Origin of the sequence: Mucilaginibacter sp. McL0603, assembly GCF_049992945.1 — a bacterium.
Taxonomy (GTDB): domain Bacteria; phylum Bacteroidota; class Bacteroidia; order Sphingobacteriales; family Sphingobacteriaceae; genus Mucilaginibacter.
The window spans coordinates 4,117,962-4,144,505 of the sequence record NZ_CP188251.1; the positions used below are offsets into that span (position 1 = coordinate 4,117,962).

The 26,544-nt window shown below is 39.2% G+C and carries 27 protein-coding genes; 19 read left to right on the forward strand and 8 right to left on the reverse strand.

Annotated elements, in window-relative coordinates:
• Positions 1-14 precede the first annotated feature (14 nt).
• Positions 15-746: a lysophospholipid acyltransferase family protein gene (locus ACPPVU_RS18830; RefSeq protein ID WP_426668168.1), complete on the reverse strand. Its 732-nt coding sequence runs from the start codon at positions 744-746 to the stop codon at positions 15-17.
• 38 nt (positions 747-784) lie between these two features.
• Here ACPPVU_RS18830 and trpS point away from each other — a divergent pair, with 38 nt between their 5' ends.
• The 8 genes from trpS to ACPPVU_RS18870 all read left to right on the forward strand — a co-directional run bounded on the left by trpS (position 785) and on the right by ACPPVU_RS18870 (position 10,138).
• Complete coding sequence (gene trpS / locus ACPPVU_RS18835) at positions 785-1,780, forward strand: tryptophan--tRNA ligase (protein WP_426668170.1); 996 nt, start codon at positions 785-787, stop codon at positions 1,778-1,780.
• Between the two features lie 218 nt (positions 1,781-1,998).
• Positions 1,999-2,613, forward strand: coding sequence for a deoxynucleoside kinase (locus ACPPVU_RS18840; RefSeq protein ID WP_426668171.1), 615 nt, complete (start codon positions 1,999-2,001; stop codon positions 2,611-2,613).
• Between the two features lie 93 nt (positions 2,614-2,706).
• On the forward strand, positions 2,707-3,438 hold the full coding sequence (gene kdsB / locus ACPPVU_RS18845) for a 3-deoxy-manno-octulosonate cytidylyltransferase (protein ID WP_426668173.1): 732 nt from the start codon (positions 2,707-2,709) through the stop codon (positions 3,436-3,438).
• A 166-nt stretch (positions 3,439-3,604) separates the two neighbouring features.
• Positions 3,605-4,243 (forward strand): hypothetical protein, encoded by a 639-nt coding sequence (locus tag ACPPVU_RS18850; RefSeq protein ID WP_426668175.1) that lies wholly within the window; start codon positions 3,605-3,607, stop codon positions 4,241-4,243.
• Positions 4,244-4,496: 253 nt separating this feature from the next.
• A complete protein-coding gene (locus ACPPVU_RS18855; protein ID WP_426668177.1) occupies positions 4,497-6,107 on the forward strand; it encodes a CTP synthase in 1,611 nt (536 codons plus the stop codon).
• Between the two features lie 20 nt (positions 6,108-6,127).
• Positions 6,128-7,951 carry a membrane protein insertase YidC gene (gene yidC, locus ACPPVU_RS18860; protein ID WP_426668178.1) on the forward strand — a complete coding sequence of 608 codons (1,824 nt, stop codon included), beginning with the start codon at positions 6,128-6,130 and terminating at the stop codon, positions 7,949-7,951.
• Between the two features lie 195 nt (positions 7,952-8,146).
• A complete protein-coding gene (locus tag ACPPVU_RS18865; protein WP_426668179.1) occupies positions 8,147-9,511 on the forward strand; it encodes an exonuclease domain-containing protein in 1,365 nt (454 codons plus the stop codon).
• Between the two features lie 72 nt (positions 9,512-9,583).
• Positions 9,584-10,138 carry a transposase gene (locus tag ACPPVU_RS18870; RefSeq protein ID WP_426668180.1) on the forward strand — a complete coding sequence of 185 codons (555 nt, stop codon included), beginning with the start codon at positions 9,584-9,586 and terminating at the stop codon, positions 10,136-10,138.
• Positions 10,139-10,185: 47 nt separating this feature from the next.
• Here the strand turns inward: ACPPVU_RS18870 and pyrF are convergent, their stop codons facing one another.
• Complete coding sequence (gene pyrF, locus ACPPVU_RS18875) at positions 10,186-11,016, reverse strand: orotidine-5'-phosphate decarboxylase (protein WP_426672206.1); 831 nt, start codon at positions 11,014-11,016, stop codon at positions 10,186-10,188.
• A gap of 262 nt (positions 11,017-11,278) precedes the next feature.
• Here pyrF and rho point away from each other — a divergent pair, with 262 nt between their 5' ends.
• The 3 genes from rho to purS all read left to right on the forward strand — a co-directional run bounded on the left by rho (position 11,279) and on the right by purS (position 13,952).
• Positions 11,279-12,916: a transcription termination factor Rho gene (gene rho / locus ACPPVU_RS18880; protein ID WP_426668181.1), complete on the forward strand. Its 1,638-nt coding sequence runs from the start codon at positions 11,279-11,281 to the stop codon at positions 12,914-12,916.
• A gap of 78 nt (positions 12,917-12,994) precedes the next feature.
• The gene (pssA, locus tag ACPPVU_RS18885) at positions 12,995-13,717 is read left to right on the forward strand and encodes a CDP-diacylglycerol--serine O-phosphatidyltransferase (RefSeq protein ID WP_426668182.1); all 723 of its coding nucleotides are present in this window, start codon (positions 12,995-12,997) and stop codon (positions 13,715-13,717) included.
• Positions 13,698-13,952 carry a phosphoribosylformylglycinamidine synthase subunit PurS gene (purS, locus tag ACPPVU_RS18890; RefSeq protein ID WP_426668183.1) on the forward strand — a complete coding sequence of 85 codons (255 nt, stop codon included), beginning with the start codon at positions 13,698-13,700 and terminating at the stop codon, positions 13,950-13,952. The genes pssA and purS overlap by 20 nt, the downstream gene beginning before the upstream one ends.
• Here the strand turns inward: purS and ACPPVU_RS18895 are convergent.
• Together ACPPVU_RS18895 and folK are read right to left on the reverse strand one after the other, a co-directional pair.
• Entirely contained in the window at positions 13,949-14,326 is a 378-nt protein-coding gene (locus ACPPVU_RS18895; RefSeq protein ID WP_426668185.1) for an Hpt domain-containing protein, read from the reverse strand. The genes purS and ACPPVU_RS18895 overlap by 4 nt on opposite strands.
• Before the next feature lie 39 nt (positions 14,327-14,365).
• Complete coding sequence (folK, locus tag ACPPVU_RS18900; RefSeq protein WP_426668186.1) at positions 14,366-14,845, reverse strand: 2-amino-4-hydroxy-6-hydroxymethyldihydropteridine diphosphokinase; 480 nt, start codon at positions 14,843-14,845, stop codon at positions 14,366-14,368.
• Positions 14,846-14,932: 87 nt separating this feature from the next.
• Between folK and sppA the strand changes: the two genes are divergently transcribed.
• From sppA to ACPPVU_RS18935, 7 genes are all read left to right on the forward strand, one after another.
• Positions 14,933-16,711 carry a signal peptide peptidase SppA gene (gene sppA / locus ACPPVU_RS18905; protein ID WP_426668188.1) on the forward strand — a complete coding sequence of 593 codons (1,779 nt, stop codon included), beginning with the start codon at positions 14,933-14,935 and terminating at the stop codon, positions 16,709-16,711.
• Positions 16,712-16,860: 149 nt separating this feature from the next.
• The gene (locus ACPPVU_RS18910) at positions 16,861-18,540 is read left to right on the forward strand and encodes a helix-hairpin-helix domain-containing protein (protein WP_426668189.1); all 1,680 of its coding nucleotides are present in this window, start codon (positions 16,861-16,863) and stop codon (positions 18,538-18,540) included.
• Positions 18,541-18,694: 154 nt separating this feature from the next.
• A complete protein-coding gene (rfaE1, locus tag ACPPVU_RS18915) occupies positions 18,695-19,687 on the forward strand; it encodes a D-glycero-beta-D-manno-heptose-7-phosphate kinase (RefSeq protein WP_426668190.1) in 993 nt (330 codons plus the stop codon).
• 51 nt (positions 19,688-19,738) lie between these two features.
• Positions 19,739-20,293, forward strand: a complete 555-nt coding sequence (gene gmhA, locus ACPPVU_RS18920) for a D-sedoheptulose 7-phosphate isomerase (protein WP_426668191.1) — start codon at positions 19,739-19,741, stop codon at positions 20,291-20,293.
• A gap of 4 nt (positions 20,294-20,297) precedes the next feature.
• Entirely contained in the window at positions 20,298-20,801 is a 504-nt protein-coding gene (gene rfaE2 / locus ACPPVU_RS18925) for a D-glycero-beta-D-manno-heptose 1-phosphate adenylyltransferase (protein ID WP_426668193.1), read from the forward strand.
• A gap of 10 nt (positions 20,802-20,811) precedes the next feature.
• On the forward strand, positions 20,812-21,777 hold the full coding sequence (locus tag ACPPVU_RS18930; protein WP_426668194.1) for a glycosyltransferase family 9 protein: 966 nt from the start codon (positions 20,812-20,814) through the stop codon (positions 21,775-21,777).
• Positions 21,778-21,800: 23 nt separating this feature from the next.
• Entirely contained in the window at positions 21,801-22,280 is a 480-nt protein-coding gene (locus ACPPVU_RS18935; protein ID WP_426668196.1) for a SixA phosphatase family protein, read from the forward strand.
• A gap of 47 nt (positions 22,281-22,327) precedes the next feature.
• Here the strand turns inward: ACPPVU_RS18935 and dprA are convergent, their stop codons facing one another.
• Positions 22,328-23,428: a DNA-processing protein DprA gene (gene dprA / locus ACPPVU_RS18940; RefSeq protein WP_426668198.1), complete on the reverse strand. Its 1,101-nt coding sequence runs from the start codon at positions 23,426-23,428 to the stop codon at positions 22,328-22,330.
• Between the two features lie 175 nt (positions 23,429-23,603).
• Between dprA and ACPPVU_RS18945 the strand changes: the two genes are divergently transcribed.
• The gene (locus ACPPVU_RS18945) at positions 23,604-23,972 is read left to right on the forward strand and encodes a hypothetical protein (RefSeq protein ID WP_426668200.1); all 369 of its coding nucleotides are present in this window, start codon (positions 23,604-23,606) and stop codon (positions 23,970-23,972) included.
• Between the two features lie 140 nt (positions 23,973-24,112).
• Here the strand turns inward: ACPPVU_RS18945 and rsmG are convergent, their stop codons facing one another.
• From rsmG to ACPPVU_RS18960, 3 genes are read right to left on the reverse strand one after another with little or no spacing between them, the layout of a single operon-like run.
• Positions 24,113-24,739 (reverse strand): 16S rRNA (guanine(527)-N(7))-methyltransferase RsmG, encoded by a 627-nt coding sequence (gene rsmG / locus ACPPVU_RS18950; protein WP_426668201.1) that lies wholly within the window; start codon positions 24,737-24,739, stop codon positions 24,113-24,115.
• Positions 24,729-25,334 (reverse strand): RNA polymerase sigma factor, encoded by a 606-nt coding sequence (locus tag ACPPVU_RS18955; RefSeq protein WP_426668203.1) that lies wholly within the window; start codon positions 25,332-25,334, stop codon positions 24,729-24,731. The genes rsmG and ACPPVU_RS18955 overlap by 11 nt, the downstream gene beginning before the upstream one ends.
• Entirely contained in the window at positions 25,325-26,443 is a 1,119-nt protein-coding gene (locus tag ACPPVU_RS18960) for a glycosyltransferase (RefSeq protein WP_426668205.1), read from the reverse strand. The genes ACPPVU_RS18955 and ACPPVU_RS18960 overlap by 10 nt, the downstream gene beginning before the upstream one ends.
• Positions 26,444-26,544: the final 101 nt, after the last annotated feature.

The window sequence follows — 26,544 nt, forward strand, 5'->3', positions numbered from 1 at the left end:
CTTCAAACAATAAACTATTGTTGTTCAAATCTTTGCTGAATAATTTGATATACCTGATCGCGCAGTTTGTCTGTATCGGCCATTGTTAAATGCGCAGTTTCGATGGGTTTGTGTACAAATACCTTACAAATACCAGGCCTGCTGCCATATTTCGTACCGGTATCCCAAAGCATTTTCCATGTATTTAACGAGGTAACAGGTATAATTGGTATTCCAGCTTCAATAGCTAAGCGAAATGGGCCATTTTTAAAAGAATGTAATACAGGCGGATAATCATCAGCTATCCCCCCTTCGGGAAAAATGATCATCGTACTCCCATTTTCAAGCTTTTCTATCGCCTTTTTAAATGCCCTGAAAGATGATATTTTACTATCACGATTAACGGCTACATCTACCGTTCTAAAAAATAGCCTGGTTACAATGCCCTCGATTAATTCTTCCTTGCCCATAAAACTAAAATCACTTTTTACCAGCAGGCTCATTGCTGATATATCAAGGTTGGAGGTATGATTTGGGCAAATGATATAAGTTTTTGTGCGATCAATAGGCACTTCAAAAGTGAACCGGTAAAAAATCCCCACGCATGCTGAGCTTAAAAAACTCCATGTTCGTCTTAACATGTTCATGTATTTATAATTAGCGGGCTTACGCGAAAAATAATACAGCAGCGGGTATAATAAAAAGTAGAAGAAAGCAACGCTGGCCACATACAAGTAATTATGGGCTTTCTTCAATATCAATTTCATCGCCATCAAAAATATAAAAATTCCTTACTTTCGCCCCCATGGAAACTGTTGTTAGTGGTATACGTTCTACCGGGAAACTGCATTTAGGGAATTATTACGGAGCCATCCAAAATTTCGTAAAAATGCAGCATGAATATAATTGTTATTTTTTTATTGCCGATCTGCATTCGTTAACTACGCACCCCACCCCTTCTGACCTGCATGGTAATGTAAAACAAGTGCTGGTAGAGTACCTGGCGGCTGGTATCGACCCTGAAAAAGCTACTATTTATGTACAATCTGATGTGCCCGAAACAGCTGAATTGTATTTATACCTTAACATGAACGCCTACCTGGGCGAGTTGGAGCGCAGTACCTCATTTAAAGATAAAGTTCGAACACAACCTGATAATGTGAATGCCGGATTACTAACCTACCCGGTTTTAATGGCTGCAGATATACTGTTACACAGGGCTACAAAAGTACCTGTTGGCAAGGACCAGGAACAACACCTGGAGATGGCACGTACATTTGGCAACCGCTTTAACCGTTTATATAATCACGAATATTTTCCTGAACCTTATGCTTTCAACTTCAGCGATAACCTGGTAAAAATTCCGGGGCTTGACGGCAAGGGGAAAATGGGCAAATCAGAAGGAGAATCTAATGTGGTTAATTTATCAGATACACCAGAGGTGATCCGTAAAAAAGTATTGAAGGCTGTTACTGACAGCGGTCCTACTGCTGAGAACCAGGAAAAACCTGTTGAAATACAAAATCTGTTCGACCTGATGAAAGTAGTTTCATCGGTGGATACTTATGAGCATTTTGATAATCTTTATAATACCTGCCAGATACGTTACGGCGACCTGAAAAAACAACTGGCCGAGGATATGATCATTGCCACTGCCCCTATCCGCGAAAAAATAAAAGAGATCGAGCAGGATTCATCCTATCTGCGCCAGGTTGCCCGTCATGGAGCAATCAAGGCCCGCGAAAGCGCATCAAAAACTATCCGCGAGATAAGAGAAATTATAGGATTCAAGAATTTCTAAGAAGTTCATAGTTAATGGTTCATAGTTCATAGGCTAGTTTATTTGCATCATAGGGTATGTTTTATATATAGCAATGAACAATTAACTATGAACTATGAACAAAAAATTGATAGTTCATAGTTCATGGTGTATATTAGTCGAACGTAGTTAAAGTGGTTTAAAACTCTTTTGAGAACGCTATGAACCATCAACAATCAACCAGGAACTAAAACAAACGAATGCACATAGCTATTGTAGGAAACATCGGCGCCGGTAAAACCACGCTTACTGAATTATTAGCAAAAAATTATGGGTTTGAGCCTCTTTATGAGGCTGTAGATAACAATCCTTACCTGGAAGATTTTTATAGCGATATGAAACGCTGGAGCTTTAACCTGCAGATCTATTTTTTGAACAGCCGTTTCAGGCAAATAGTAGACATTCAGCAAAGTAACCGCAATATTATACAGGACCGCACTATTTATGAGGATGCGTATATTTTTGCCGAGAACCTGCATGATATGGGATTGATGACCACCCGCGACTATGAAAACTACCGTGCAATTTTTGATAATATCACCTCTTTCATCAAACCACCTGACTTGCTGGTATATTTAAAAGCATCAGTACCTACATTGGTAAACAATATCCAACGCCGTGGACGCGAATATGAGATCGGTATCCGGCTGGATTACCTCTCCAAACTGAACGAGAAATACGAAAAATGGATAAAGGGTTACAAGCTGGGCAAACTGCTGATATTGGATAAGGACAAACTCGATTTCGCCAATAATACCGAAGATATGGCTGCGATAGTAGAGAAAATTGAAAGAGAAATAAACGGACTGTTCTGAGTTTTGGTTATACGTGTTACGTAATACGTAATACGTTCTGAAATCAATTTTATAAAAACGTATTACGTATTACGTCAAACGTACAACTTCACAATGAAAACCCTCGGTATTATTCCTGCGCGATATGCGTCTACACGATTCCCCGGTAAGCCGTTGGTTGATATTGCCGGTAAAAGCATGATTCAGCGGGTATATGAGCAGGCTAAAAAGTGTATTCATTTATCAGAAGTTATTGTGGCTACGGATGATGACCGGATTTTTGAGCATGTGCATGAATTTGGCGGCAAAGCGGTGATGACCTCACCCGACCATCAAAGTGGTACAGACCGTTGTGCTGAAGTAGCGTTAAAACATTCTGAATACGATGTGATCATCAATATTCAAGGTGATGAACCATACATCGACCCGGAACAGATCACCAAACTAATCACTTGCTTTAATGATGCGAATACACAAATAGCCACCCTCATTAAAAAAATACTGACCGAACAGGAATTACATAATACCAATTCGCCTAAGGTTATCATCAATAAACATTCGGAAGCTATTTATTTTTCACGGTCTCCCCTGCCGCATATCCGCGGACAGGAGCCACAAAACTGGCTGCAGCATTTTACTTATTTTAAGCATATCGGCATTTATGGTTATCGTGCCGATATTCTACAGCAGATCACTAAACTGCCTGTATCCTCCCTGGAAAAAGCTGAAAGCCTGGAGCAATTACGTTGGGTAGAAAATGGCTACAAGATCAAAGTAGCTGAAACGGAGCTGGAAACTTATGCTATTGATACGCCAGAAGATTTGAAAAAGTTGTCTGAACTGTGATTTAAATGATTAGATGAAAACTATGAGTAATAAAACTAAAGAATCATAGTAAGTCAAAAAATCAATAAAATCACAGTTCAGACAAACTTATTCGATTGATACGCCGGCAGATTTGGAAAATTATTGAAATGAATTATCTTTGTAATAACAGTATGACACCTAAACCATGAAAATTAACCTTATCACTTTAATCACACTTTTAGTGACGTTCCTTACCGCCGGGGCACAAAATAACGACCGGGTTATTACCATTAATAACGACACCATCCCCTGTAAAATCATAGGTCGCACCACGTTTTCAACTTACAAATACACGACTTCTGAAAATGGAAAAGCAGAAAAAATCACCAAGGATAAATTTAGAGAATTTTATACCGGTGATAAATCGATATGGTACCGGAAGATTTTTTTGGGCGATGACGAGGTGGTTTTTATGAAAGTGCTGGAACGGGGAAAGATCAGCTTATATGAGACATTTGTTGCCATAAACAACATGACGACTCACATCAGCACCACGAATCTCAAGTGGTATGCTACCAAAAACAGTGATACTGCTGTGTTTATACAAACTGATGCATCCGCCATTTTTACCGGAAATAAGAAAGGCAGAAAGGCATTTGCCGGTTATATTGCCGATAAAAAGGATGTATATGATCAATATATCGCAATTAAGGATCCCAGCATAGAAGATATGGTACTCCTGGCCCTCGTATATAATACAGGCGAACGACTTAAACAACCGGCACCCGAGCCACCTGTAAAAAAAGCTGACGACAGCGCCGACTTTAACCCCAGCCAAAATTAGAGGCATAAGTAGTAAATATATTTTTCAACTAAACCTTATTACAATCATGAAATCATGGTTTAGATAAAAAAATAGAAAACCTTTCAACCTAAAACATTCCAACTTTACAACCATCTTCTCTTATCCACATCGTCAATCCTTTTCAACATTTGTGATTTATCATCCTGAATTCTGAAATTTTTGCTACTTTTGTATCCCGTACACAAACATTCGGAACTGGTATAAAAACTGGCTCCAAACACACACAAACATCATGACTAAATACATTTTTGTTACGGGCGGCGTGACCTCGTCGTTAGGGAAAGGCATTATTTCTGCCTCATTGGCCAAACTTCTCCAATCGCGCGGCTATCGCGTTACGATCCAAAAGTTCGACCCCTATATCAACATCGATCCCGGAACACTGAACCCTTACGAACATGGTGAATGCTATGTAACTGAAGACGGTGCCGAGACAGACCTTGACCTGGGCCATTATGAGCGTTTTTTAAATGCCCCGACCTCTCAGGCTAATAATATTACCACGGGCCGTATCTATCAGAATGTGATCAACATGGAACGTGAAGGCGCATTTTTAGGTAAAACTGTGCAGGTTGTTCCTCACATCACCGATGAAATAAAAAGAAACATCCGATTGTTGGGCGAAAGCGGCAATTATGATATCGTGATAACCGAGTTAGGTGGTACCGTTGGCGACATCGAGTCACTACCTTACATTGAAGCAGTAAGACAATTCCGATGGGAAGTTGGCTCCAGCAATTCATTGGTTATCCATTTAACTTTGATACCTTTCCTTGCCGCCGCTGGTGAGTTAAAGACTAAGCCAACCCAGCACTCTGTTAAAATGCTACTAGAATATGGTATTCAACCGGATATCCTGGTTTGTCGTACAGAACACCATCTTAACCAGGACATCCGCAAAAAAATTGCACTTTTCTGTAATGTGAATATCAACGCGGTTATCGAGTCTATAGATGCATCGACCATTTATGATGTACCGTTACTAATGTTGAAGGAGCAGTTGGACAAAACGGTGTTGACCAAGCTAAAACTCTCTCATGCAACTGAACCCAACCTGGAAAGTTGGAAAGACTTTTTGGGTCGTTTAAAAAACCCAACATCAGAAGTACGCATCGGCCTTGTTGGTAAATATGTTGAGCTGCCTGACGCGTATAAATCAATTACAGAATCATTTATACACGCCGGCTCAAGAAACGAATGCAAGGTGAAGGTGGAATATATCCCATCAGAACAATTAACCCCGGAAAACGCTATTGAACGTTTAAAAAACCTACACGGCGTATTAGTTGCACCTGGATTTGGCGAACGTGGCTTTGAGGGCAAGATTGAAGCGATCCGTTATGTGCGTGAGAACAATATTCCTTTCTTTGGCATTTGCCTCGGTATGCAATGTGCGGTAGTCGAATTTGGTCGTAATGTTTTAGGCTTGAAGAACGCCAGCAGTACCGAAATGAACGAGCATACCCCACACCCGGTTATTGCGATGATGGAAGAACAAAAGAAGGTAAAGAATAAAGGTGGCACCATGCGTTTGGGAGCTTATGCCTGTGACCTGAAAAAAGGCAGCAAAGCAGCAGCGATATATGGTAAAACGCATATCTCCGAGCGCCATCGCCACCGTTATGAGTTTAATAATAAATACCTGAAACAATACGAAGAAGCAGGGTTAACTCCATCAGGCATCAATCCGGATAATGGCCTGGTAGAGATCGTAGAGCTAAAAAATCACCCGTTTTTTATCGGCGGACAATTTCACCCGGAATTAAAATCAACAGTTGCTAATCCTCACCCACTTTTTGTTAACTTTGTCGCCGCTTCGTTGGCATACGCCCGCAAAAAGTAGTTAAGTACGATAACAATAAAATGGATAAGAATACAATAACAGGGTTTGTCCTGATAGTTTTAATCATGCTGGGGTCTTATTTTCTTTTGAAACCCTCTGATGCTGAGTTAAAAAAAGAAAGACTGGTTCAAGACTCTATTAAAAGAGTAAAAGCAGCACAAACAACCGCAAGCACAGTAGTAAAAGCTGATACTACCAAAAAAGCAATTACAGCAGCTGATTCCGCCGTACTTTCAAAAACTCCTTTTGGCGCCGCTACGGTTGGCAGCGAAAAGCTGATCACGCTTGAGAATAAAGAACTTAGGGTAAAATTAAGTACCCACGGTGGCCGTGTTTACTCTGTCGAACTTAAAAATTATAAAACGTTTGACAAGAAGCCGTTAATATTGTTTGATGGCGAAAAAAATCAATTTGGTTTAACCTTAAATATTCCTGGTAAAAATATTAACACCAAAGATCTTTATTTTACTCCAAGTGCCGCCAGCCTGAATGTTGCCGAAAAAGATTCGTCAACATTTACAATGCGTTTAAGTTATAGCCCTACCCAGTATATCGATTATGTGTATGCTTTAAATGGAACCGGTTTTAAACTTGGTTTAACCATTAAAGAAACCGGGCTCGATAATGTAATCGCTAACAGTAATACCCTTAATCTGAACTGGGAGTCAAGTTTGCCTAAACAGGAAAAGGACGTGAAACAGGAGCGTCAGTATTCTACTGTTTATTATTTTAATACCGATAAAGAGGTTGATTTGCTAAGTGAAAGCAAAGATGATCAAAAAACAATTGCTGATAAAAAAATGCAATGGGTTGGATTTAAACAACACTTCTTTTCCAGCGTATTGATAGCAAAGAAAGAAATTGACAAATCAGATTTATCTGTTAGCACCGATGTAACCAACAATACCGATGTGAAGCAGATGAAAGCAAACCTGGCCTTTACCCGCAGTGCCGATGGTTCAGTTCCATTAGAATTCTATTTCGGCCCTAATAGTTACTCTGTATTGAAAGCACAAGGGTATGATCTGCAAAAGGTTGTAAATTTAGGCTGGGGACCATTAAAGTATATTAATCAGTTCGCTGTACTGCCGGTATTTAATTTCCTGAAACAGTTTAACTGGAACTATGGCCTTATCATTCTGGCTTTAACCGTAGTACTTAAACTGGTGCTTTCGCCGCTTACCTACAAGTCATATTTATCAATGGCTAAGATGCGCGTATTGAAGCCAGAAATGGATGAGATCAAAGCTAAAGTGGGTGATGATAACCCAACTTTGTTACAGCAGGAGTATTTGAAATTATACAAAAAAGCAGGTGTTAATCCTTTAGGCGGATGTTTGCCATTGCTGATACAAATGCCTATTGTGATCGCGTTCTTCAAATTTTTCCCGAGCTTATTTGAGCTAAGAGGTCAAAGCTTTTTATGGATGCATGATCTTTCTACTTATGATTCTGTAATCAGTTTTGCACCTATTTTTGGTGTCGACCACATCAGCTTGATGTGTTTGCTGATGACCATATCTACTTTGGTTTATACTTATTTTAACAACCAGATATCAGGTGCTACAGGACAAATGAAATATATCGGGTATATCACCCCGATTATCTTCCTGGTTACACTGAACAGCTATCCATCAGGTTTGAATTATTATTACTTTCTGGCAAACATGCTTACCTTCCTTCAACAATACCTGATCAGGTTTATGGTGGACGATAAAAAGATACATGCCCAGATACAGGAGAATAAGAAGAAACCAGAGGAAAAGAAAAAGAAATCAGGCTTTGCTTCAAAAATGGAAGAAATGATGCGCCAGCAACAACAGGTGCAAGCGAAGAAAAAGTGATTTCTTTGAGTCCGAAAGTCGGAAAGACCGCAAGTCCGTAAGACTAATTATATTGTAGAAGACCCGGTAATTATATCGGGTCTTTCTTTTGTTATTTTATTCTTTTGCTTTCGGACTTTCCGACTTCCGCGGACTTCCGGACAAAAAAATTAATTAATTACTGATCTCTGATTAACTAATCGCTAAATTTGACGTATGTACGCAATTGTGGATATTGAGACTACGGGAGGGCATGCCAGCTCTAATGGCATAACCGAAGTTGCTATATGTATTCATGACGGCAAAAAAATAACACAGCGATATAGTACACTGGTTAATCCTGGTATGGATATCCCTGTTTATATCCGTGCCCTTACAGGTATCACCAACGAAATGGTGCAGGATGCCCCGAAGTTTGAGGATGTAGCGGCAGATATTTATCACCTTTTGCATGGCAAAATATTTATCGCCCATAATGTTAATTTCGATTTTTCATTTATACGTTATCATTTAACTACTGCCGGGTACGATCTGCAATGCAATAAATTGTGCACCGTAAGGCTGAGCCGAAAAATATTACCGGGAATGCCATCTTACAGTCTCGGTAAGCTGTGTCGCCACCTGGGAATCGGGAATGAAAGCCGCCACCGTGCCATGGGGGATGCGGAAGCTACAACTACCCTATTCTCGATCCTGTTGCAAAATGATACGGGAAACCATATTGGCGAGGCCCTTAAGCAGCGGTCGCGCGAACAGGCGTTGCCATCCAATTTGCCAAAAGAGGATATTGATCTATTACCATATACGCCCGGTGTATATTATTTCCATAATGATAAGGGGAAAGTAATTTATGTAGGCAAGGCCAGGAGTATAAAAAAGAGGGTTTGCAGTCATTTTACCGGCAATAATCCGGGATTGCAAAGACAAGAGTTTCTGCGTAATATTCATCATGTTACTTACCAAAGCTGCGGCACTGAACTAATAGCATTTGTATTGGAAGCAATAGAGATCAAACGGCTATGGCCTAAATATAACCGTTCGCTAAAACGTTTTGAACACGCTTATGGCTTATATGCCTTTGAGGACCAAAATGGCTATCTGCGACTGGCAGTTGATAAACGGAGAAAACTATCCAAGCCATTATATACCTGTAACTCGCTGCTCGATGGACGCAATTTGCTTAACCGCCTGATCGAAGATTTTGAGCTTTGTCCGAAACTGTGCTTTGTTCAAACTAACAACGAGCCTTGCACAGGAGCTAAACAGCATGTGTGTGCCTGCGAAGGAGTTGAGAGTACTGTTACTTATAATAAAAGAGTAAACCTCGCCATTGATGAGCTTAAAGAAGCTCTACCTACTTTTGCTATCCGTGATGAAGGCCGGAAAGATGACGAACATAGCTGTATACTAATAGAAAAAGGTCAGTTCTACGGTATGGGCTATATCTCTCACTACTTTGATGCTGATAACCTGGAGCAACTTAAAAACTACCTTACTCCCTACCCGGGGAATGACTATATCAGGAATATGGTTTCAAACTATGCAGTAAGATATCCTGAACGGACGATGGTGTTTGGGTAAAGGGATACCAGAGGTCGGACGTCAGAAGTTAAAACTTACGAAGTTTTAAAAACTTCGTAAGTTTGTTACATTGTGAAAATTAATTCTGACCCCTATTATCACCTGTACAATAGGGGTAATAACAAAGACCTCATTTTCTTTGAAAACCAAAACTACGCCTATTTTCTTAATCAATTTAAGAAATATGTAGCTCCATTTTGTGAAGTATATTCCTATTGTTTGATGCCCAACCACTTTCACTTTTTTATCAGAATTAATGACGAAACGCTGTTTGAAAGAGGAATAAAAAATTTCTTTATTTCCTATTCAAAAGCTATTAATAAGAAATATAAAAGAGTTGGAAGTTTATTTCAAGGCAGATATAAAGTATCAGAAATTACGTCTGACAGTTATTACACTACAATAATTACTTATATACATCAAAATCCTGTGATTGCTGGTCTTGTTAAAAATATGGAGGACTATAAATATTCATCTTATACTGCTTATTTATCCAACAAAGAAACGACAATAAGTAAGCAAGAAGTTATAGAATGGTTTGGTGGGTTGGATAGTTTTATTGACCACCATAAAATGTCTTTAGATGAACAAGAAATAAACAAACGTCTAAAGTTGAAGCTTACCTAAAAGCAAGACTTACGAAGTTTTGAAAACTTCGTAAGTCTGTTCCGACATCAAATTACCCCAGCCTTTTCCAATTCAGCCTGCATTTGTTGCTGAACTTTCAAAGCTTCGGCCCTGGCTACTTCGGCAAAATCTTCACCGTTTGATGCATAGATTATGGCCCTTGAGCTGTTGACGATGAGGCCGCAATCTTTGTTCATGCCATATTTGCATACTTCTTCCAGGCTACCACCTTGTGCACCTACGCCCGGTACCAGCAAGAAATGATCGGGTGCCAGTTTTCGGATGTTCACAAACTCGAGGCTTTTAGTAGCTCCTACTACGTACATGATACGGTCGGCACCGGCCCAGGTATTGGCCTTTTTTATTACGGCTTCATAAAGAAGCCCATTATCTGTATTCAGGTATTGAAAATCCTTACTTCCAACTGATGAGGTAAGCGCCAGGACGATCACCCATTTGCCTTCAAAAGCAAGGAAAGGTGTTACGCTATCGTTACCCATATATGGTGCAACCGTTATAGCATCAAAGTCCATGCCTGCCGCTTCTTTATCAAAAAAGGCCCGGGCATACATACCGGATGTGTTTCCAATGTCCCCGCGCTTTGCATCTATAATACTCAAACAGTTTTTAGGTAAATATTCGCTGGTAGCTATTAAACTTTGCAAACCTTTTACACCATGTTTCTCGTAAAATGCAGCATTAGGTTTATAGGCGATACACAGATCGTGTGTAGCATCGATAATTCGCTTATTAAATTCAAAGATCGGATCGGGATATTGTTTTAAAAACGCTGGTATTTTATCGATATCAGTGTCGAGCCCTACACATAAAAACGACTTTTTTTGTTTGATCTGTTGAATTAATTGCTGACGGGATATCATGTGCAGGCTTTAATTTTTTTGGGTATGCAAAAAAACTAAAAAATAACCTAAGTGTTCATTTAATAAACATATTTTTCCAAAATTTTTGATTTCTAAAATTAATTGAGTAGAATTGCAATGTTATCCTTTGAATTTTTCTTGCACCAAAGAAACAATTTAAAAATCCACATAATCTATTTAATTTTTAGATGTTGCGTAAGCAAAATTGCAAGATAATTTCTCTCAAATAAAATATTCCTTTTGAACTATTATTTATATCATGTCTGATACAACCGAATTGAACGACAAACTCGTTTCAGAGTTGCGCGAAATGGCTAAGAGTTTAGGTATCGCGGAAGCTGATGAACTTAGAAAACCTCAGTTGATAAGCAGAATCGTTGAACAAAATCAACTGATTGAAGCTGCCCGCGCGCAACAAAACGCCGTTGAAAATAACTATTCTGAAATTAAAGCGGCTGCTCCTGCTGCTGCTGCAGAAAACGGCGAAAGAACCCGTAAAAGAATACGTACTGCAAAAACTACAAATAATCAACCTCGCGTAGAGGTTCCTTTAGATGATACTAACCTGTTTGACCTGCAAGATGACGAACCGCAGCAGGAAGAAACGGAAAATCCTACTGATGAAGTAAGCAAAACTGAAACTGTTGGTGATTCTGGTGAACAAAGCGGAGAATCTGTTGTCAGATCTGAAGAACCTGCAACTGAAAGCCGTCCGCAAAAATTTGAACGCCGTAGTCCTGGTCATCAGCAAAAAGCACAGGAGCCTGCTATCAATCTGGATTTTGATAATGTTATTGTAAACGAAGGTGTTTTGGAGATCATGCCGGATGGCTATGGCTTCTTAAGATCCTCAGATTATAATTACCTTACTTCTCCTGACGATATTTATGTATCGCAATCGCAAATAAAATTATTCGGCCTTAAAACTGGCGATACAGTACGCGGAAGCATACGTCCGCCAAAAGAAGGTGAAAAATATTTTCCTTTGGTACGTGTTGAGGCCATTAATGGCCGTATACCTGCCGAAGTACGTGACCGTGTACCATTTGATCACTTAACGCCGCTTTTCCCGTCTGAAAGGTTAGGTTTGTTTACGGATTCGGGCAATTACTCAACCCGTATCATGGACCTCTTCTCTCCTATTGGTAAAGGTCAACGTGGTTTGATCGTAGCTCAGCCAAAAACAGGTAAAACTATGCTGCTAAAGGACGTTGCTAACGCGATTGCCAAAAATCACCCCGAAGTTTACCTGATTATCCTGCTGATAGACGAACGCCCGGAAGAAGTAACTGATATGGCCCGCAGTGTACGTGCTGAAGTTGTATCATCAACATTTGATGAGCCTGCCGAGCGTCACGTAAAAATTGCCAATATCGTACTTGAAAAGGCTAAACGTATGGTAGAATGCGGTCATGATGTGGTTATCCTATTGGATTCAATTACCCGTTTGGCCCGTGCTTACAATACCGTTGCTCCTGCATCAGGTAAAATATTATCTGGTGGTGTTGATGCTAACGCGTTGCATAAACCTAAGCGTTTCTTTGGTGCTGCCCGTAATATCGAAGATGGCGGTTCATTAACCATTATAGCTACTGCCCTTACAGAGACCGGTTCAAAAATGGATGAGGTGATCTTTGAAGAGTTTAAAGGTACCGGTAATATGGAATTACAACTGGATCGTAAATTATCTAACAAACGTATATTCCCTGCTATTGACATTACTGCATCGAGCACACGCCGTGATGATCTGTTGCTTGACCGCGACACCTTACAACGTGTATGGATATTACGTAATCATTTGGCAGATATGAATTCACAGGAAGCGATGGAATTTTTGCAAAGCCAGATAAAAGGCACAAAAACCAACGAAGAATTCCTGATCTCAATGAATTCTTAATAATTTTGAATCATGAAGGTATAAGATTTCCTATATCTTCATGATTTCTTCATAAAACCTGCATATCTTCGACCCAAAATGAAGAAGCGCGTAAGCAAACATGTTCCGAATGCCATAACTTGTGCTAATCTGTTTAGCGGCTGTATAGGGATAGTTTTTGCATTCCAGGAAAATCTCATTTTTGCTGCCTATGCCCTGTTCCTGGCTGCTATTTTTGATTTCTTTGATGGCTTTGCCTCACGCGTATTGCAATCCTTCTCTGGTATAGGTAAAGACCTTGATTCATTGGCCGATATGGTAAGCTTTGGTGTTTTACCGGCAGCCATATTGTATGAATTGTTTTTGCAAACACCTCAAATTCCGCATGTAAGTCCCTGGTTAAATTTTATTGCATTTTTGATTGCAGTATTTTCCATGTTAAGGTTGGCTAAATTTAATAATGATACCCGACAGGCTGAAAGTTTTATAGGTTTACCTACACCAGCTAATGCCATTCTGATAGCATCATTCCCATTTATTTTAGAATACCATTACAGCTATTCGCAATATATTTTAAATCCCTATGGGTTGGCTGTTTTTGTCGTAGTGATGTGCACGCTTTTAGTGGCTGAAATACCTATGATGTCGCTTAAATTCAAAAACAGCGATTTTAATAAAAATATTTATCGCTATTTGCTACTGCTCTTTTCAGCAATATTGATACTATTTTTTAAATTTGCGGCAGTTCCGGTGATCATCGTTATGTATATCACCTTATCCATCATCCAATTCAAATTTTCTAATGACAAAATTTCAAGCTGAAATAGACGTAATGCCAAAGAAGGAAATACTTGACCCGCAAGGAAAAGCTGTGACCGGAAGTATGAAAAATCTTGGATTGACCGAAATACATAATGTGCGTATCGGCAAACATATTTCGCTTGAAATTGAGGCTGACAATGAAGAAGCAGCAAATGCAAAAGTTGAACAAGCCTGCAAAAATCTGTTAGCCAATCTTATTATGGAGAGCTACAGCTTTAAACTACATAAAATTTAAAGACTGGCTTTTTTTTCGTCCCTGATAAGGACAAGTGCAGCCAAATTGGTTTCAATAATTTCCTTAGCCTGGGTAAACTTAGCCGATATTTGATCTGGTTCTTGCCCGCCTTCTTTGCAAAGAATTTCTATTTGTTGCAGTAATTCCTGGGATACCAACATTCCGAAAAATCCCATAGAAGGTTTTAGTTTATGTGCAACTCCGGCCGCAGTCACCCAATCCCTGGCAATTATTGATTGATTAATATTTTGCAGAAATTCGGGTGCCTGTTGTAAAAGCATATCAATGGATTCAACAATGAATTCATCACTACCGTCAGCAATTTCGTACAAAAATGAAAGATCTAGATCTGGAATTGGTGGGCTATCAGACATGCTTAGGCTATAAAATAATTAGTTAGTATAAGATCAAAATTATAACTTTTTTACGATCAAGTTATCTTTAAGTTTATTTTTCAACTCAAAAATATTTTTATTAAGTATAGGATGAATAAAATCTGGTGCAATTTCGTTTAATGGTGCTAAAGTAAACATGCGGTTATGCAACTGGGGATGTGGTATATTAAGTCCCGTTTCACAAATAACCTGTGATCCATAAAATAAAATATCAATGTCGATTGTACGTGAACCCCACTTTTCTTCTCTCTTTCTGCCCAAAACACTTTCCACATGCAATACTTTTTGAAGCACAGTTTGCGGAGTTAAATCAGTTTTCAATTGTATTACCTGGTTTAAATAATTTGGTTCATCCGTTTTGCCCCATGATTGGGTTTCATATATGGACGACCGCTTAATAACAAGAGCAATATCAGCCTCAATATGATCTACTGCCTTCTGTAAAAATAGCTGTCTATCACCTAAATTACTCCCTAGTAACAAAAAAACATCAATCATTGTTGTAACAAATATTATAGATAAAGCTCTTAATATTATCCGTATTGAATTGCTAAGTTTGCATAGATAAAAGATTTATAATATTTAATGAAACAATTCTTCAAATTTGTTTTCGCCACGATGGTGGGGATTATTTTAACCAGTATTATTCTAATTGTATTACTTATTGGTATAGTGGTAGCGGCAAGGGGCGATAAACATGTTGAAATTGATTCCGATTCAATCCTGCATATTGCATTTACGCATGAAATACCTGAACGTACCCCTTATAACCCTTTTGCAGGGCTCGATTTCTTAGGGCTTGACGGAGACAAAACTCTTGGGCTGAACGATATACTGGCCAATATTAAAAAGGCAAAAACCGACGATAATATAAAAGGTATTTTCCTTGATCAAAGCTACATGCTTTCGGGCCAGGCGACTACCGAAGAGATACGTGATGCTTTGATAGATTTTAAAAAATCAGGTAAATTTATCATCGCCTACTCAGAAGCTTATAACCAGAGCTTTTATTACCTGGCATCCGTTGCAGATAAAGTGTACATTAACCCTAAAGGCATATTTGAATTCAAGGGATTCAGCTCACAAATCACTTTTTTAAAAGGAGCACTTGATAAGTTGGGAATCGAAATACAAGTGGTTAAGGTAGGCACTTATAAAAGCGCGGTTGAGCCCCTGATACTTACCAAAATGAGTGATGCCAATAAAATGCAGGTAAATTCGTACCTGGGCTCATTGTATGATTACTACTTAACAGGTATCAGTAACAGCCGTAAAATAAGCAAGGATTCACTTTTTAACATCGCCAATAATTATAGCATTCAGACTCCGGAAGATGCCTTAAAATACAAACTGGTTGATGGTTTAAGATATAAAGACGAGATTTTAGATGAGTTGAAACAACGTACAGGAATCAGCGCTAAAAAAGACCTGCATAGTGTGGAAATGGGTGATTATGTGAGCAATAATTCAGCCGATGACGGGGATGATGATAAAAAAACAATTAAAAACCAGATAGCAATTGTTTATGCATCAGGTGAGATCAATAGCGGTGATGGTGATGATAATACTATCGGATCAGAAAGCATATCAAAAGCGCTACGCAAGGTGAGATTGGATGATCATGTAAAAGCTGTGGTGTTACGCGTAAATTCTCCGGGCGGAAGTTCACTGGCATCAGATGTGATCTGGCGCGAAGTAATGCTGACCAAAAAAGTAAAACCGATCATTGTATCCATGGGTGACCTTGCAGCTTCGGGCGGATATTATATTTCGTGTGCAGCTGATTCCATCATCGCCGAACCGAATACTATTACAGGTTCTATAGGTATTTTTGCCATTATTCCTAATTTGCAAAGGTTATTTAATGATAAGCTGGGCATTACCTTTGATGGTGTAAAAACAGGAAAATATGCTGATTGGGGCGATATTAGCCGGCCATTATCCCCTGAAGAAAAATTGATCCTGCAAAATAGTGTAAACCGTGGTTATGATGATTTTACCAAAGCTGTAGCTGAGGGACGCCATAAAACACAGGCATATATCAACAGTATTGGTCAGGGCCGCGTATGGACTGGTAAACAGGCTGTAAAAATAGGATTAGTAGATCGCTTGGGCACAATTAATGATGCCATCCACGCTGCTGCTAAAAAAGCAAACATCAAAAAATACACAGTGGTCCCCTATCCAGAACAAAAGAAAGGTGTGTTTAACAAATTCAGTTCAGACATAAACACCCAGATGAAAGCGCATTTTGTAAAATCTGAATTGGGTGATAATTACAGGTACTATGAACAAATAAAAGGTGTTACCCAAATGATGAAGACTCCACAAATGCGGATGCCTTATGATATTGTGATCCGATAGACAATAGTTCACAGCCATTATATTTCAGGCCATATTCTCAGGGATATGGCCTGATTTTTTTCAAACAAAATGGCAAACAAATCCATTATCAGCTATGAGCAATGAACCATAATCTATGACATTTTTGTATTTTTACCGGCTCAAATCCAATGGAAAATAAACCAATAGCCCGTACACTCCGACTGCTATCTCAGTTAATGGAACTTCACGACGAAAATCCATTTAAAATTAAGTCGTTGGCTAATGCTGCTTTTAAAGTTGATAAACTGCCCTACCCGGTAGCTGGTAAAAAACTGGCGGAGCTTGAAAAAATTGACGGCATTGGTAAAAGCACGGCTACAAAGATCGCAGAACTGCTAGAGACTGGTGCTATCACGGAGTTGACAGATCTATTGGCTGCAACCCCCGAAGGTGTGGTTGAAATGCTGGGTATTAAGGGCATAGGTCCTAAAAAAATAGCCGTTATATGGCATGACCTTGGAATTGAAAATATTGGTGAGCTTTTTTATGCCTGCAACGAGAACCGCCTGGTTGAGGCAAAAGGCTTCGGGCTAAAAACACAAGAGGAAATACGCAAAGCTATCGAATTCCGGATGGCAAGTAACGGCAAATTTCTGTACGCCCAGGTCGAGCCCATGGCTAACGATATTTATCAAAGTATAAAAGATATATTCCCGGATGCTTTTGTAAAGACCACGGGTGAATATCGTCGCTGCTGCGAAATAATTACAGAACTTACCTTTTTGGTTGGCACACTTAACAGGGAAATAGCGTTGGATGCATTAGCTGAATCTGGCATTATTGATAATTTGACAGTTAAAGGCGACCATATAAATGGCGAAACAGATAAAGGTCTATTAGTAGACATTCAGGTTACTGGTGTTAAGTATTTTTACGATGAATTATTCAGGCAAACGGGCGGCGAAGATCATGTAAAAGCTGTTATGGCGAGGATAAACGATAGTATCGAAGAATCTGAAAATGAGGAAATGATCTATATGAAAGCCGGGCTGGTCTGGATGCCGCCTGAACTGCGCGAAGGAGATACCTTTATTGAAAAGGCCGCCAACAATACTTTGCCACATCTTATTACCTACCACGATCTTAAAGGAACATTACATAATCACAGCACCTGGAGCGATGGCATCCATACGCTGGAGGAAATGGCATTATATTGCCGGAACGAGCTGAAGCTGGAATATCTGGGTATGTGCGATCACAGCAAAAGCGCTTTTTATGCCAAAGGTTTAAGCATTGAACGTGTTTTGCAGCAGCACGAAGAAATAGATCATTTAAATAAGAAGATCAACGACTTTCACATATTTAAAGGCATCGAATCGGATATTCTGAACGATGGTTCACTGGATTATCCTGATGAGATATTGAAAAAATTTGATTTTATTGTGGCGTCTGTTCATTCCAATTTGAAAATGGACAAGGATAAAGCAACTGTCCGGTTAATTAAAGCTGTTGAAAATCCTTACACAACCATACTCGGGCATCCAACCGGAAGATTATTATTAAGCCGTAAAGGGTATGAATTTGATTATAAAAAAGTAATCGATGCCTGTGCTGCCAACAATGTGGTGATCGAGATAAATGCCAACCCGTTAAGGCTCGACCTCGACTGGCGCTGGCACCAATATGCGTTGGATAAAGGCGTCAAGCTATCTATTAACCCTGACGCTCACCGCAAGGAAGGTTTTTTAGATATGCATTATGGTATATTAGCGGCGCGAAAAGGCGGGTTGAATAAGGAAATGTGCTTAAATGCGTTCTCTCTGGAAGAAATTAAAAAAGTGTTCGAATTAAAAAAAACAGGTGTTTGATCTCGGATTTTTCGCTATTGTTTGTTTTTAAAAGGGCTCAAGAGGGCTTCGCCGTTTCGAATGTTCAATTTCGAAATTATTCTTTGAATGAATCCCATTTAAAAATCCGAAATCGAAAATTCGAAATTCGAATTAAAAATGATAAATTATTAAAATGCTCTTAGACAAAATACGTTCCATTCAGCAAAAACAAAAACCGCCTGCTATACTGGTGATCGGCGATCTGATGATCGATCATTACATCTGGGGCGATGCTACAAGGCTTTCACCCGAAGCCCCTGTGCCAATTGTGAACGTAAAAAGTGAGTCGACAACCTTGGGTGGGGCAGCTAATGTGGCCCAAAACCTGGTTGCTTTGGGTGCTAATGTAACTTTAGGCGGACTGATAGGTAATGATACTTTCGGCGAACGCCTGATTGAAATATTGGAAAGCGAAGGCATTGCTACTGATGCTATTATAAAAGATACCCAAAGACCAACTACTGTCAAAACAAGGGTCGTGGCTGGCAGCCACCAGTTGGTGCGGGTAGACCGGGAAATTACTGACCCCGTTCGCAGCGAACTGGAAGATGAATTAGCTGATAAATTGGATCATTATATTAATGAGGCTGATATTGTGCTTTTCTCGGATTATGGGAAAGGACTATTTTCAAAAGACCTGACCCAAAGGCTGATCGATCTGGCAAAACAAAAAGAGAAAAAAGTGATCATCGATCCAAAAGGACTGGATTACGAAAAATATAAAGGTGCCTTTATCATCAAACCAAACAGGAAAGAACTGGCTGAAGCTGCTAAAACCGAAAAGATCAAATCGGTTGAGGACCTGCAAAAAGCTGCCAAAGTTATTTTTAAACAAACTGGGGTTGAATATCTTGTTGTTACCTTATCGGAAGAAGGTATGGCTATCCTGGATGAAATCACCTATAAATTATTGCCTGTAAAAGCGACCGCAGTATTTGACGTTACGGGTGCTGGCGATACTGTTTTGGCAACAATGGCCTATTTTATAGCATCCGGTTTGAGTATAGAGGATGCTTGCGAACTGGCTAATCATGCCGCTGCAATTGTAATAAGGCGCGTTGGCAGCGCTACTACTACGATCGATGAGATCATTAATGATATAGAGAAAGATGAAGTTAACTTCTAAAAACTAAACTCTAAATTCTAAATAAAAAGGACTCTAAATCAATTAGAAAATATGGTTATCGAAGAACTTAACGATCATCAAAATATAATACAAAAGGTAATTGCGACACTTACCGGCGATATTGAAACCGCCTGTGAAATGATCACGAGTACTTTAAAAAATGGCAACAAGGTTTTGGTAGCCGGGAACGGCGGCAGTGCTGCCGATGCCCAACACATTGCTGCCGAATTAAGCGGTCGTTTTGTTAAAGATCGCAAACCACTACCGGGTATAGCTTTAACGACTGATACTTCTGCAATTACATCTATCGCCAATGATTATGGCTATGAATATGTTTTTTCGCGCCAGTTGGAAGCGTTGGCCCAGCCCGGCGACTTATTTATCGGCATTTCAACAAGTGGAAATAGTGAAGGCGTATTGAATGCTTTTAAATCCGCAAGAAAATTTAATTGCAAAACATTAGGCTTATCCGGCAGAGATGGCGGAAAAATGAATGGATTATGCGATCTGAATATCATCGTGCCTTCTGATGTTACCGCGCGAATACAGGAAATGCATATTTTGATCGGGCATATTATGTGTAAAGCGGTTGATAACGAATTCTGACAATATGCGAAACGATCTGGAAAAAACGCTGCTGAGCAAAATAAGTGATCTGTCTAAGCTGCAGGCTTCGATGGCTACCTGGAAAAAGGAAGGCAAAAAGATAGTTTTCACCAATGGCGTTTTTGATCTGCTGCATATCGGGCATATTACTTATATGGCAAAGGCTGCTGAATTAGGTGATAAATTGGTTATCGGCTTAAATTCAGACAGTTCAGTAAAAAGAATAAAAGGCGAAGATAGGCCAGTTAATGATCAGAATAGTAGGGCGGCGTTACTGGCTGCGCTATTTTTTGTAGATGCTATTGTAGTTTTTGAAGAGGATACGCCGATTAATGTGATTACTACGCTTATGCCTGATATACTGGTAAAAGGTGCAGATTACTCGATCGAAAATATTGTGGGCGCCAAAGAAGTAATAGCCAACGGTGGTGAGGTAAAGACCATTAATTTTGTTGAAGGCTACTCCTCAACTTCTATTATTCAAAAGATCAGAAACCAGATCACCTGATTATAATACCATGAAGATATTGGTTATTCGCTTTAGCTCAATGGGTGATATTATTTATACTACGCCTGTGGTGCGCTGCCTTAAAAAGCAATTGCCGGATGCAGAAATTCACTTTCTGACAAAATCTGCTTTCAAATATATCTACGACAACAATCCTTACCTTGATCGTTTACTGCTATTAAAACCAACTTTATCAGAAACGATTGAGGAAATAAAAGCAGAAAAGTACGATTACATCATAGATCTGCATAATAACCTGCGCACGTCATTAATCAAGTTAAGAACGGGGATCAAATCATCTACTTACAAAAAACAACGATTGCGTAAATGGTTGAGCCTGAAGTTTAATTTAAAACTTGTCCCTCCTATTCACCTGGTTGAACGTTATTTAAAAACGGTAAAATTTTTAGGTGTAAAAAATGACGGCAAACCAATAGACTATTATGTAAAAGCTGAGCATGATTTGAAGAAATTGTTGCCAGCATCCCACCAGGAAAAATATGTCGCTTTTGTGATTGGGGCAACGCATTTTACCAAGCGGATGCCTAATGAAAAGATCATCAGTATATGCCGACAAATCAATCAGCCGGTTGTTTTATTGGGCGGAGAAGATGTCAAAGCCAATGGGGTGGAAATAGCAAATGCCATTGGAGACAACATTTACAATGCATGTGGTACAACTTCACTTGATGAGTCAGTTTTCCTGGTTTCAAAAGCGGAAAAGACAATCGGTTTTGATACTGGCCTTACTCATATTGCCGAGGCATTTGATAAGCCAATAGCATCCATATGGGGCGGAACCGTACCTGAATTGCTTGGTGTACAACCTTATATGGTGAAGGATGCAGAAGTGATAGGTATCAATATATCCTGCAGGCCATGTTCAAAATTCGGGCTCGAAAAATGCCCACTCGGGCATTTTAAATGCATGAAAGATATTCCTGACGATACAGTTGTAAATTTTGCAAACAATTAGTTAACGGATTTTATTGTTTAGGTATGAAAAAGCTTCTTTTAATACGCCATGCCAAAGCAGTCCACGATATGAGCTATAGCGATTTCGAAAGGCCTTTGAAAAATTCCGGTACCCAGGATGCTATTTTGATGTCTGAGCGATTAAACAGTGAATCAATTAGTCCTCAATTTCTTATAACCAGCCCTTCAATACGTACCCAGGCTACTGCCGATATAATTGCGGAGCATCTTGAATTACCCAAACCTAAAGAAAATGCCAAAATTTATGATGCAAGTCAGAAAAACCTGCTGGCTATCATCAATAAATTTTCTGATGATTATAATTTTATTGGTTTAGTTGGGCATAATCCCGGCATAAATCAATTACTGGATTATTATACCGGGGATTCGCGCGAGATATCGCCGGGAGCTATTGCACTGATCACCTTTGAAATTGATACCTGGGAAGAAGTTAGCCAGGATTTAGGAAAACTGGCATGGTTTAGCTCACCAAAGGATCGCTGAGAATAATGAACATCGAATGTTGAATACCCAATAATGAATTAGAAAATTTAATTTACGCAATAGGTTTTTCCTGGTAAAGAGCGTATAAAACCCTGCATCTCCATATTTAACAAATTCATTGCCAGTTGGCTCATTGGCATATTGGTTTTAATAGTGAGATCATCGATGGCCAGCGGCGATTTATGCTCATGAATAATATCAAAAATGGTCTTCTCGTCTGCTGAAAGATCCATAAATAAGGTTAACTGCTCTTTGGCTGGTTTGGTCTCATCCACTTCCTCCCATCCAAGGCTATAAGCCAGGTCAGCAGCACAAGTTAGCAAGGCGGCCTTATTATTGCGGATCAGGAAATTACATCCTTCAGAAAACTCGTCGTCTACCCTTCCCGGAAAAGCAAAAACATCCCTGTTATAAGAATTGGCTATTTCGGCAGTGATCAGCGCACCACCTTTAATACTGGCTTCAATTACAACAGTAGCATCAGCCATGCCAGCAACTATCCGGTTACGTTGCGGAAAATTTTCACGGTCAGGTATAGTTCCTGATGGGAATTCTGTTATTAATCCACCATTTTCGAGCATTTTATCGGCAGTAGAGCGATTTTGAGCAGGATATATTCTATCGAGGCCATGACCAAGTACACCAACAGTTGGCAAATTTTGCTTTAAGCTTTCTTTATGTGCACAAACATCTATACCTGCCGCCAATCCACTAACGATCAATGTATTATATTGCTGCAATTCTTCAACCAATTGTCTGCATAATTGCTTGCCATATTCAGTAGCGTTACGCGTACCTACAATGCTGATCACGTATCGCGGGTTCAGATCAAAATTTCCCTTTGCGTATAATAATATTGGCCCATCGGCACAGTTTTTTAAACGTTTGGGATAAGTTTTGTCTGAATAAAAAATAACGTCAATATTATTCTTCTCTATAAACCGGAGCTCTTCTTCTGCCCGCAATAATGCAGAGGACAGATCAAGATCACCAGCCCTCCTTTCACCAAAGCCAGGCACATGCAGTAGTTTCGATTTGGATGCTTTGAACACTTGTTCTGCATCACCAAAATGTGTAATTAATGACTTGGCTAATACGGGGCCAATATTTTTTATAAAAGATAACCCTATCTGGTGAAGTAATGACATATTTAAAAGTTCAGGTACGCAGGTCTGAAAATATGTGAAATTTCTTGATTGCTCAAATTTTTAGCAAAAAAAATCTACAACGTTATAATAATTTAACATAAAAGCTTTTTGATCTGTAGTTTACAGAGAATTATTTTTAATATCTTCGATAAACAACCTATCAAAATAAGACTGTATGGAAACGAACTGTAAAAACGGATCGGTTTATTCGGCAAAGCTGAAATACCTGGTTATAATTCCATTATTCATTTCATCTTTATGTGTTTCTACCCACGCTTTTTCACAAAGCCAGCCACCACCACCGCCGGCAGGGGGTCCGCCTCCTCCACTCCCACCTGGTGAATTATTTAAAAAGATCAATCCGTTTAAGAAACATAAAAAAGATACCACGGCTAACAATAACAGCACTGCCAAAAGCAATGCGCCACAAACCAGCGGATCAACAACGCAGCCCACACAACCTGCCGGACCACCGCCTCCGCCAAATCCATTAGACTTATTTAAGAGGAAAAAGAAGGATACCACGAAGACCAGCAGGAGCTAGTGTCAAGTCAATAGCCTTTAGTCGTAAGTCATAAGTTCGCATTTTGTCTATTTCTTGACTTAAGACTTTCGACTCCAGACTAAATGTTAATTTATGACTGACATGACATTAGGCTATTAGTATCTGAAAAGGAGCTGGTATTATGCTTTTACGTAGATAACCTGTTTGGTTTCGAAAAACTCTTCCTCAAAATAATCTTTGAGATGAAATTGTTTTACGGCTAAACCAGATTCAGTTATCTCTTGCTGAAGATCACCGCCTTTGAGATATAGAATACCATTTGAAATAGTATTCTTTGATGTTTTACTAAATTTCCCTTTTACCCATGGATAAAAATCCTTGAGTTGGGTTACCGCTCTTGATACTACAAAATCAAATTTACCGGGCACTTGCTCTGCCCTTATATGATCGGCTTTAAGATTTTCAAGTCCGATAGCTTTGGCTACTTCGTTAACCACCTTGATTTTTTTGCCAATGGAATCAACAAGATAAAATTGGGTATCCGGAAACATGATGGCCAGTGGTATACCCGGGAAGCCTCCGCCCGTACCAACATCCAGAACATTCTCGCCGGGCAAAAAGGAGATTACTTTAGCTATACCTAATGAGTGCAGCACATGACGCTCAAATAACAGATCAATATCCTTGCGGGATATCACATTGATCTGGTTGTTCCAGTACTGATATAATTCGGGTAGTTGCCGGTATTGTTGTTGCTGTTCGGGCGTTAGATCGGGGAAATATTTGAGTATAATATCAGATGTCATCCCTGTTAAAACGGTTAATGATATTACCCAGCAGGTACCTTGCCCTAAATAATTGCGCCTTAACTGTGCCTAAAGGCAAATCCAGTTGCTGGGCAATTTCTTCGTATGACAATTCATCAAAATAACGCAGGGTAATCAGGTTGCGATAACGGGCCGGCAAGCTTTCTATTAGTACCTTTAATTCCTGTGTTTGTTGTTTTTTGATGGAGGTCTCCTCAGGATTCAAAACATCTGCCTTTATCTGTAATGTTTTTTCCTCTCCGTCATCGTCCACCATTCCGTGGATGGACATGGTATTCAATTTCTTTTTACGGATAAAATCGATACAGTTGTTAGTAGCAACGCGAAACAGCCATGTGCTAAAAGCATAATCCGGCTGGTATTTATCGAGTTTTTCAAATGCCTTGGCAAAGGTTTCCACTGTAAGGTCCATGGCATCTTCCTTGTTGTTAACCATTTTTAACGCCATGAAATAAATAGAATCCTTGTACCTGTGCATCAGGTCGGCGTATGCTTTCTGGTTCCCTTCGCGAGCTTTCACGACAAGGTGAAAATCATTCTTTGCGTTTTCGGTAAAATTTGCGTTTACTTCCACTGAGTAGTTTTTATAAAAGTGCCTATCACTCCAAAAATATTTAAATAAACGTAATAAACAAGGTCAAAAATGGGTAAGCTCCATAATAAATTTTTACCATCTAATTTTCCGAACGCTTTATAATATATAATCATCTGTATTATCCACCTAAAAATAAACAATCCCAATGCCGGCCATGGATCGTAATTTAAAATCAGGCATAATATGAGCAAGATATAAAATAAAAATCCAGTCAACGCATCAAAACTCAACATTCTGCGGTGTTTATCTTTATAAAGCTTGCCTACACCCATATGCCTTCTTTTTTGTATATAAAATGATGACAAAGTGCTTTTTGCTTTACTAAAAGTAAAAGCATCCGGGTGAATTTCTATAGCTGTATTATCAGCCTTAGCATTTTGATTGATAAACAGATCATCATCACCCGACATTACATGCATATGCGAGCCAAATCCTTTTCCTTTAAAAAACAGTGTCTTTGTATATGCTAAATTACGACCAATACCCATATATGGATTTCCGGCAAGCGCAGTAGAAAGATAATTAATGGCTGTTTTTATGGTTTCGAAACGAACAAATGGATTAACGAAATTCCTGGATCTATAATAAGGTGAATACCCCAGTACAATTTGAGTCGATCCGGTAAAATTGGACGCCATATGGGTTATCCAGTTTGATGAAGCAGGGCGGCAATCAGCATCAGTAAATAACAGGTATTCATTTTTAGATGCTTTGATACCCATTGTTAAGGCAAACTTTTTGCCTGTTTTAAACCTGTCATTTTCTGTTACCGTAACAATCTTTAGATGTGGATATTTCTCTTGAATCTCCTTTAATATATTCTCAGAATCATCAATTGAACGATCATTAATTACTACTACTTCAAAATCAGGATAGTTTTGCCCGAGGATTGATGGCAAGTTCTCGATAAGGTTTTTTTCTTCGTTGCGTGCACTTATAATTACTGAAACGGGAAGATTTACCGTCTGTGGCTCAATTGGCGGCTTATAAGCCCTAAGCCGACTATGATAGTTAATAAGGTAATATAGCTGGGCTATAAAACTGAGCGTTAATAGTATAAATAGTGTGTCGGGTATATAGGTTTCCAAATTGATTAGTATATCTGAGACAAATTTGTTAAAAAACTGCGAGAATTTATGTGCAGAGTGGTTGAACGGCTGGAATGTTGAAAAGTTATAGTAAATGTGTT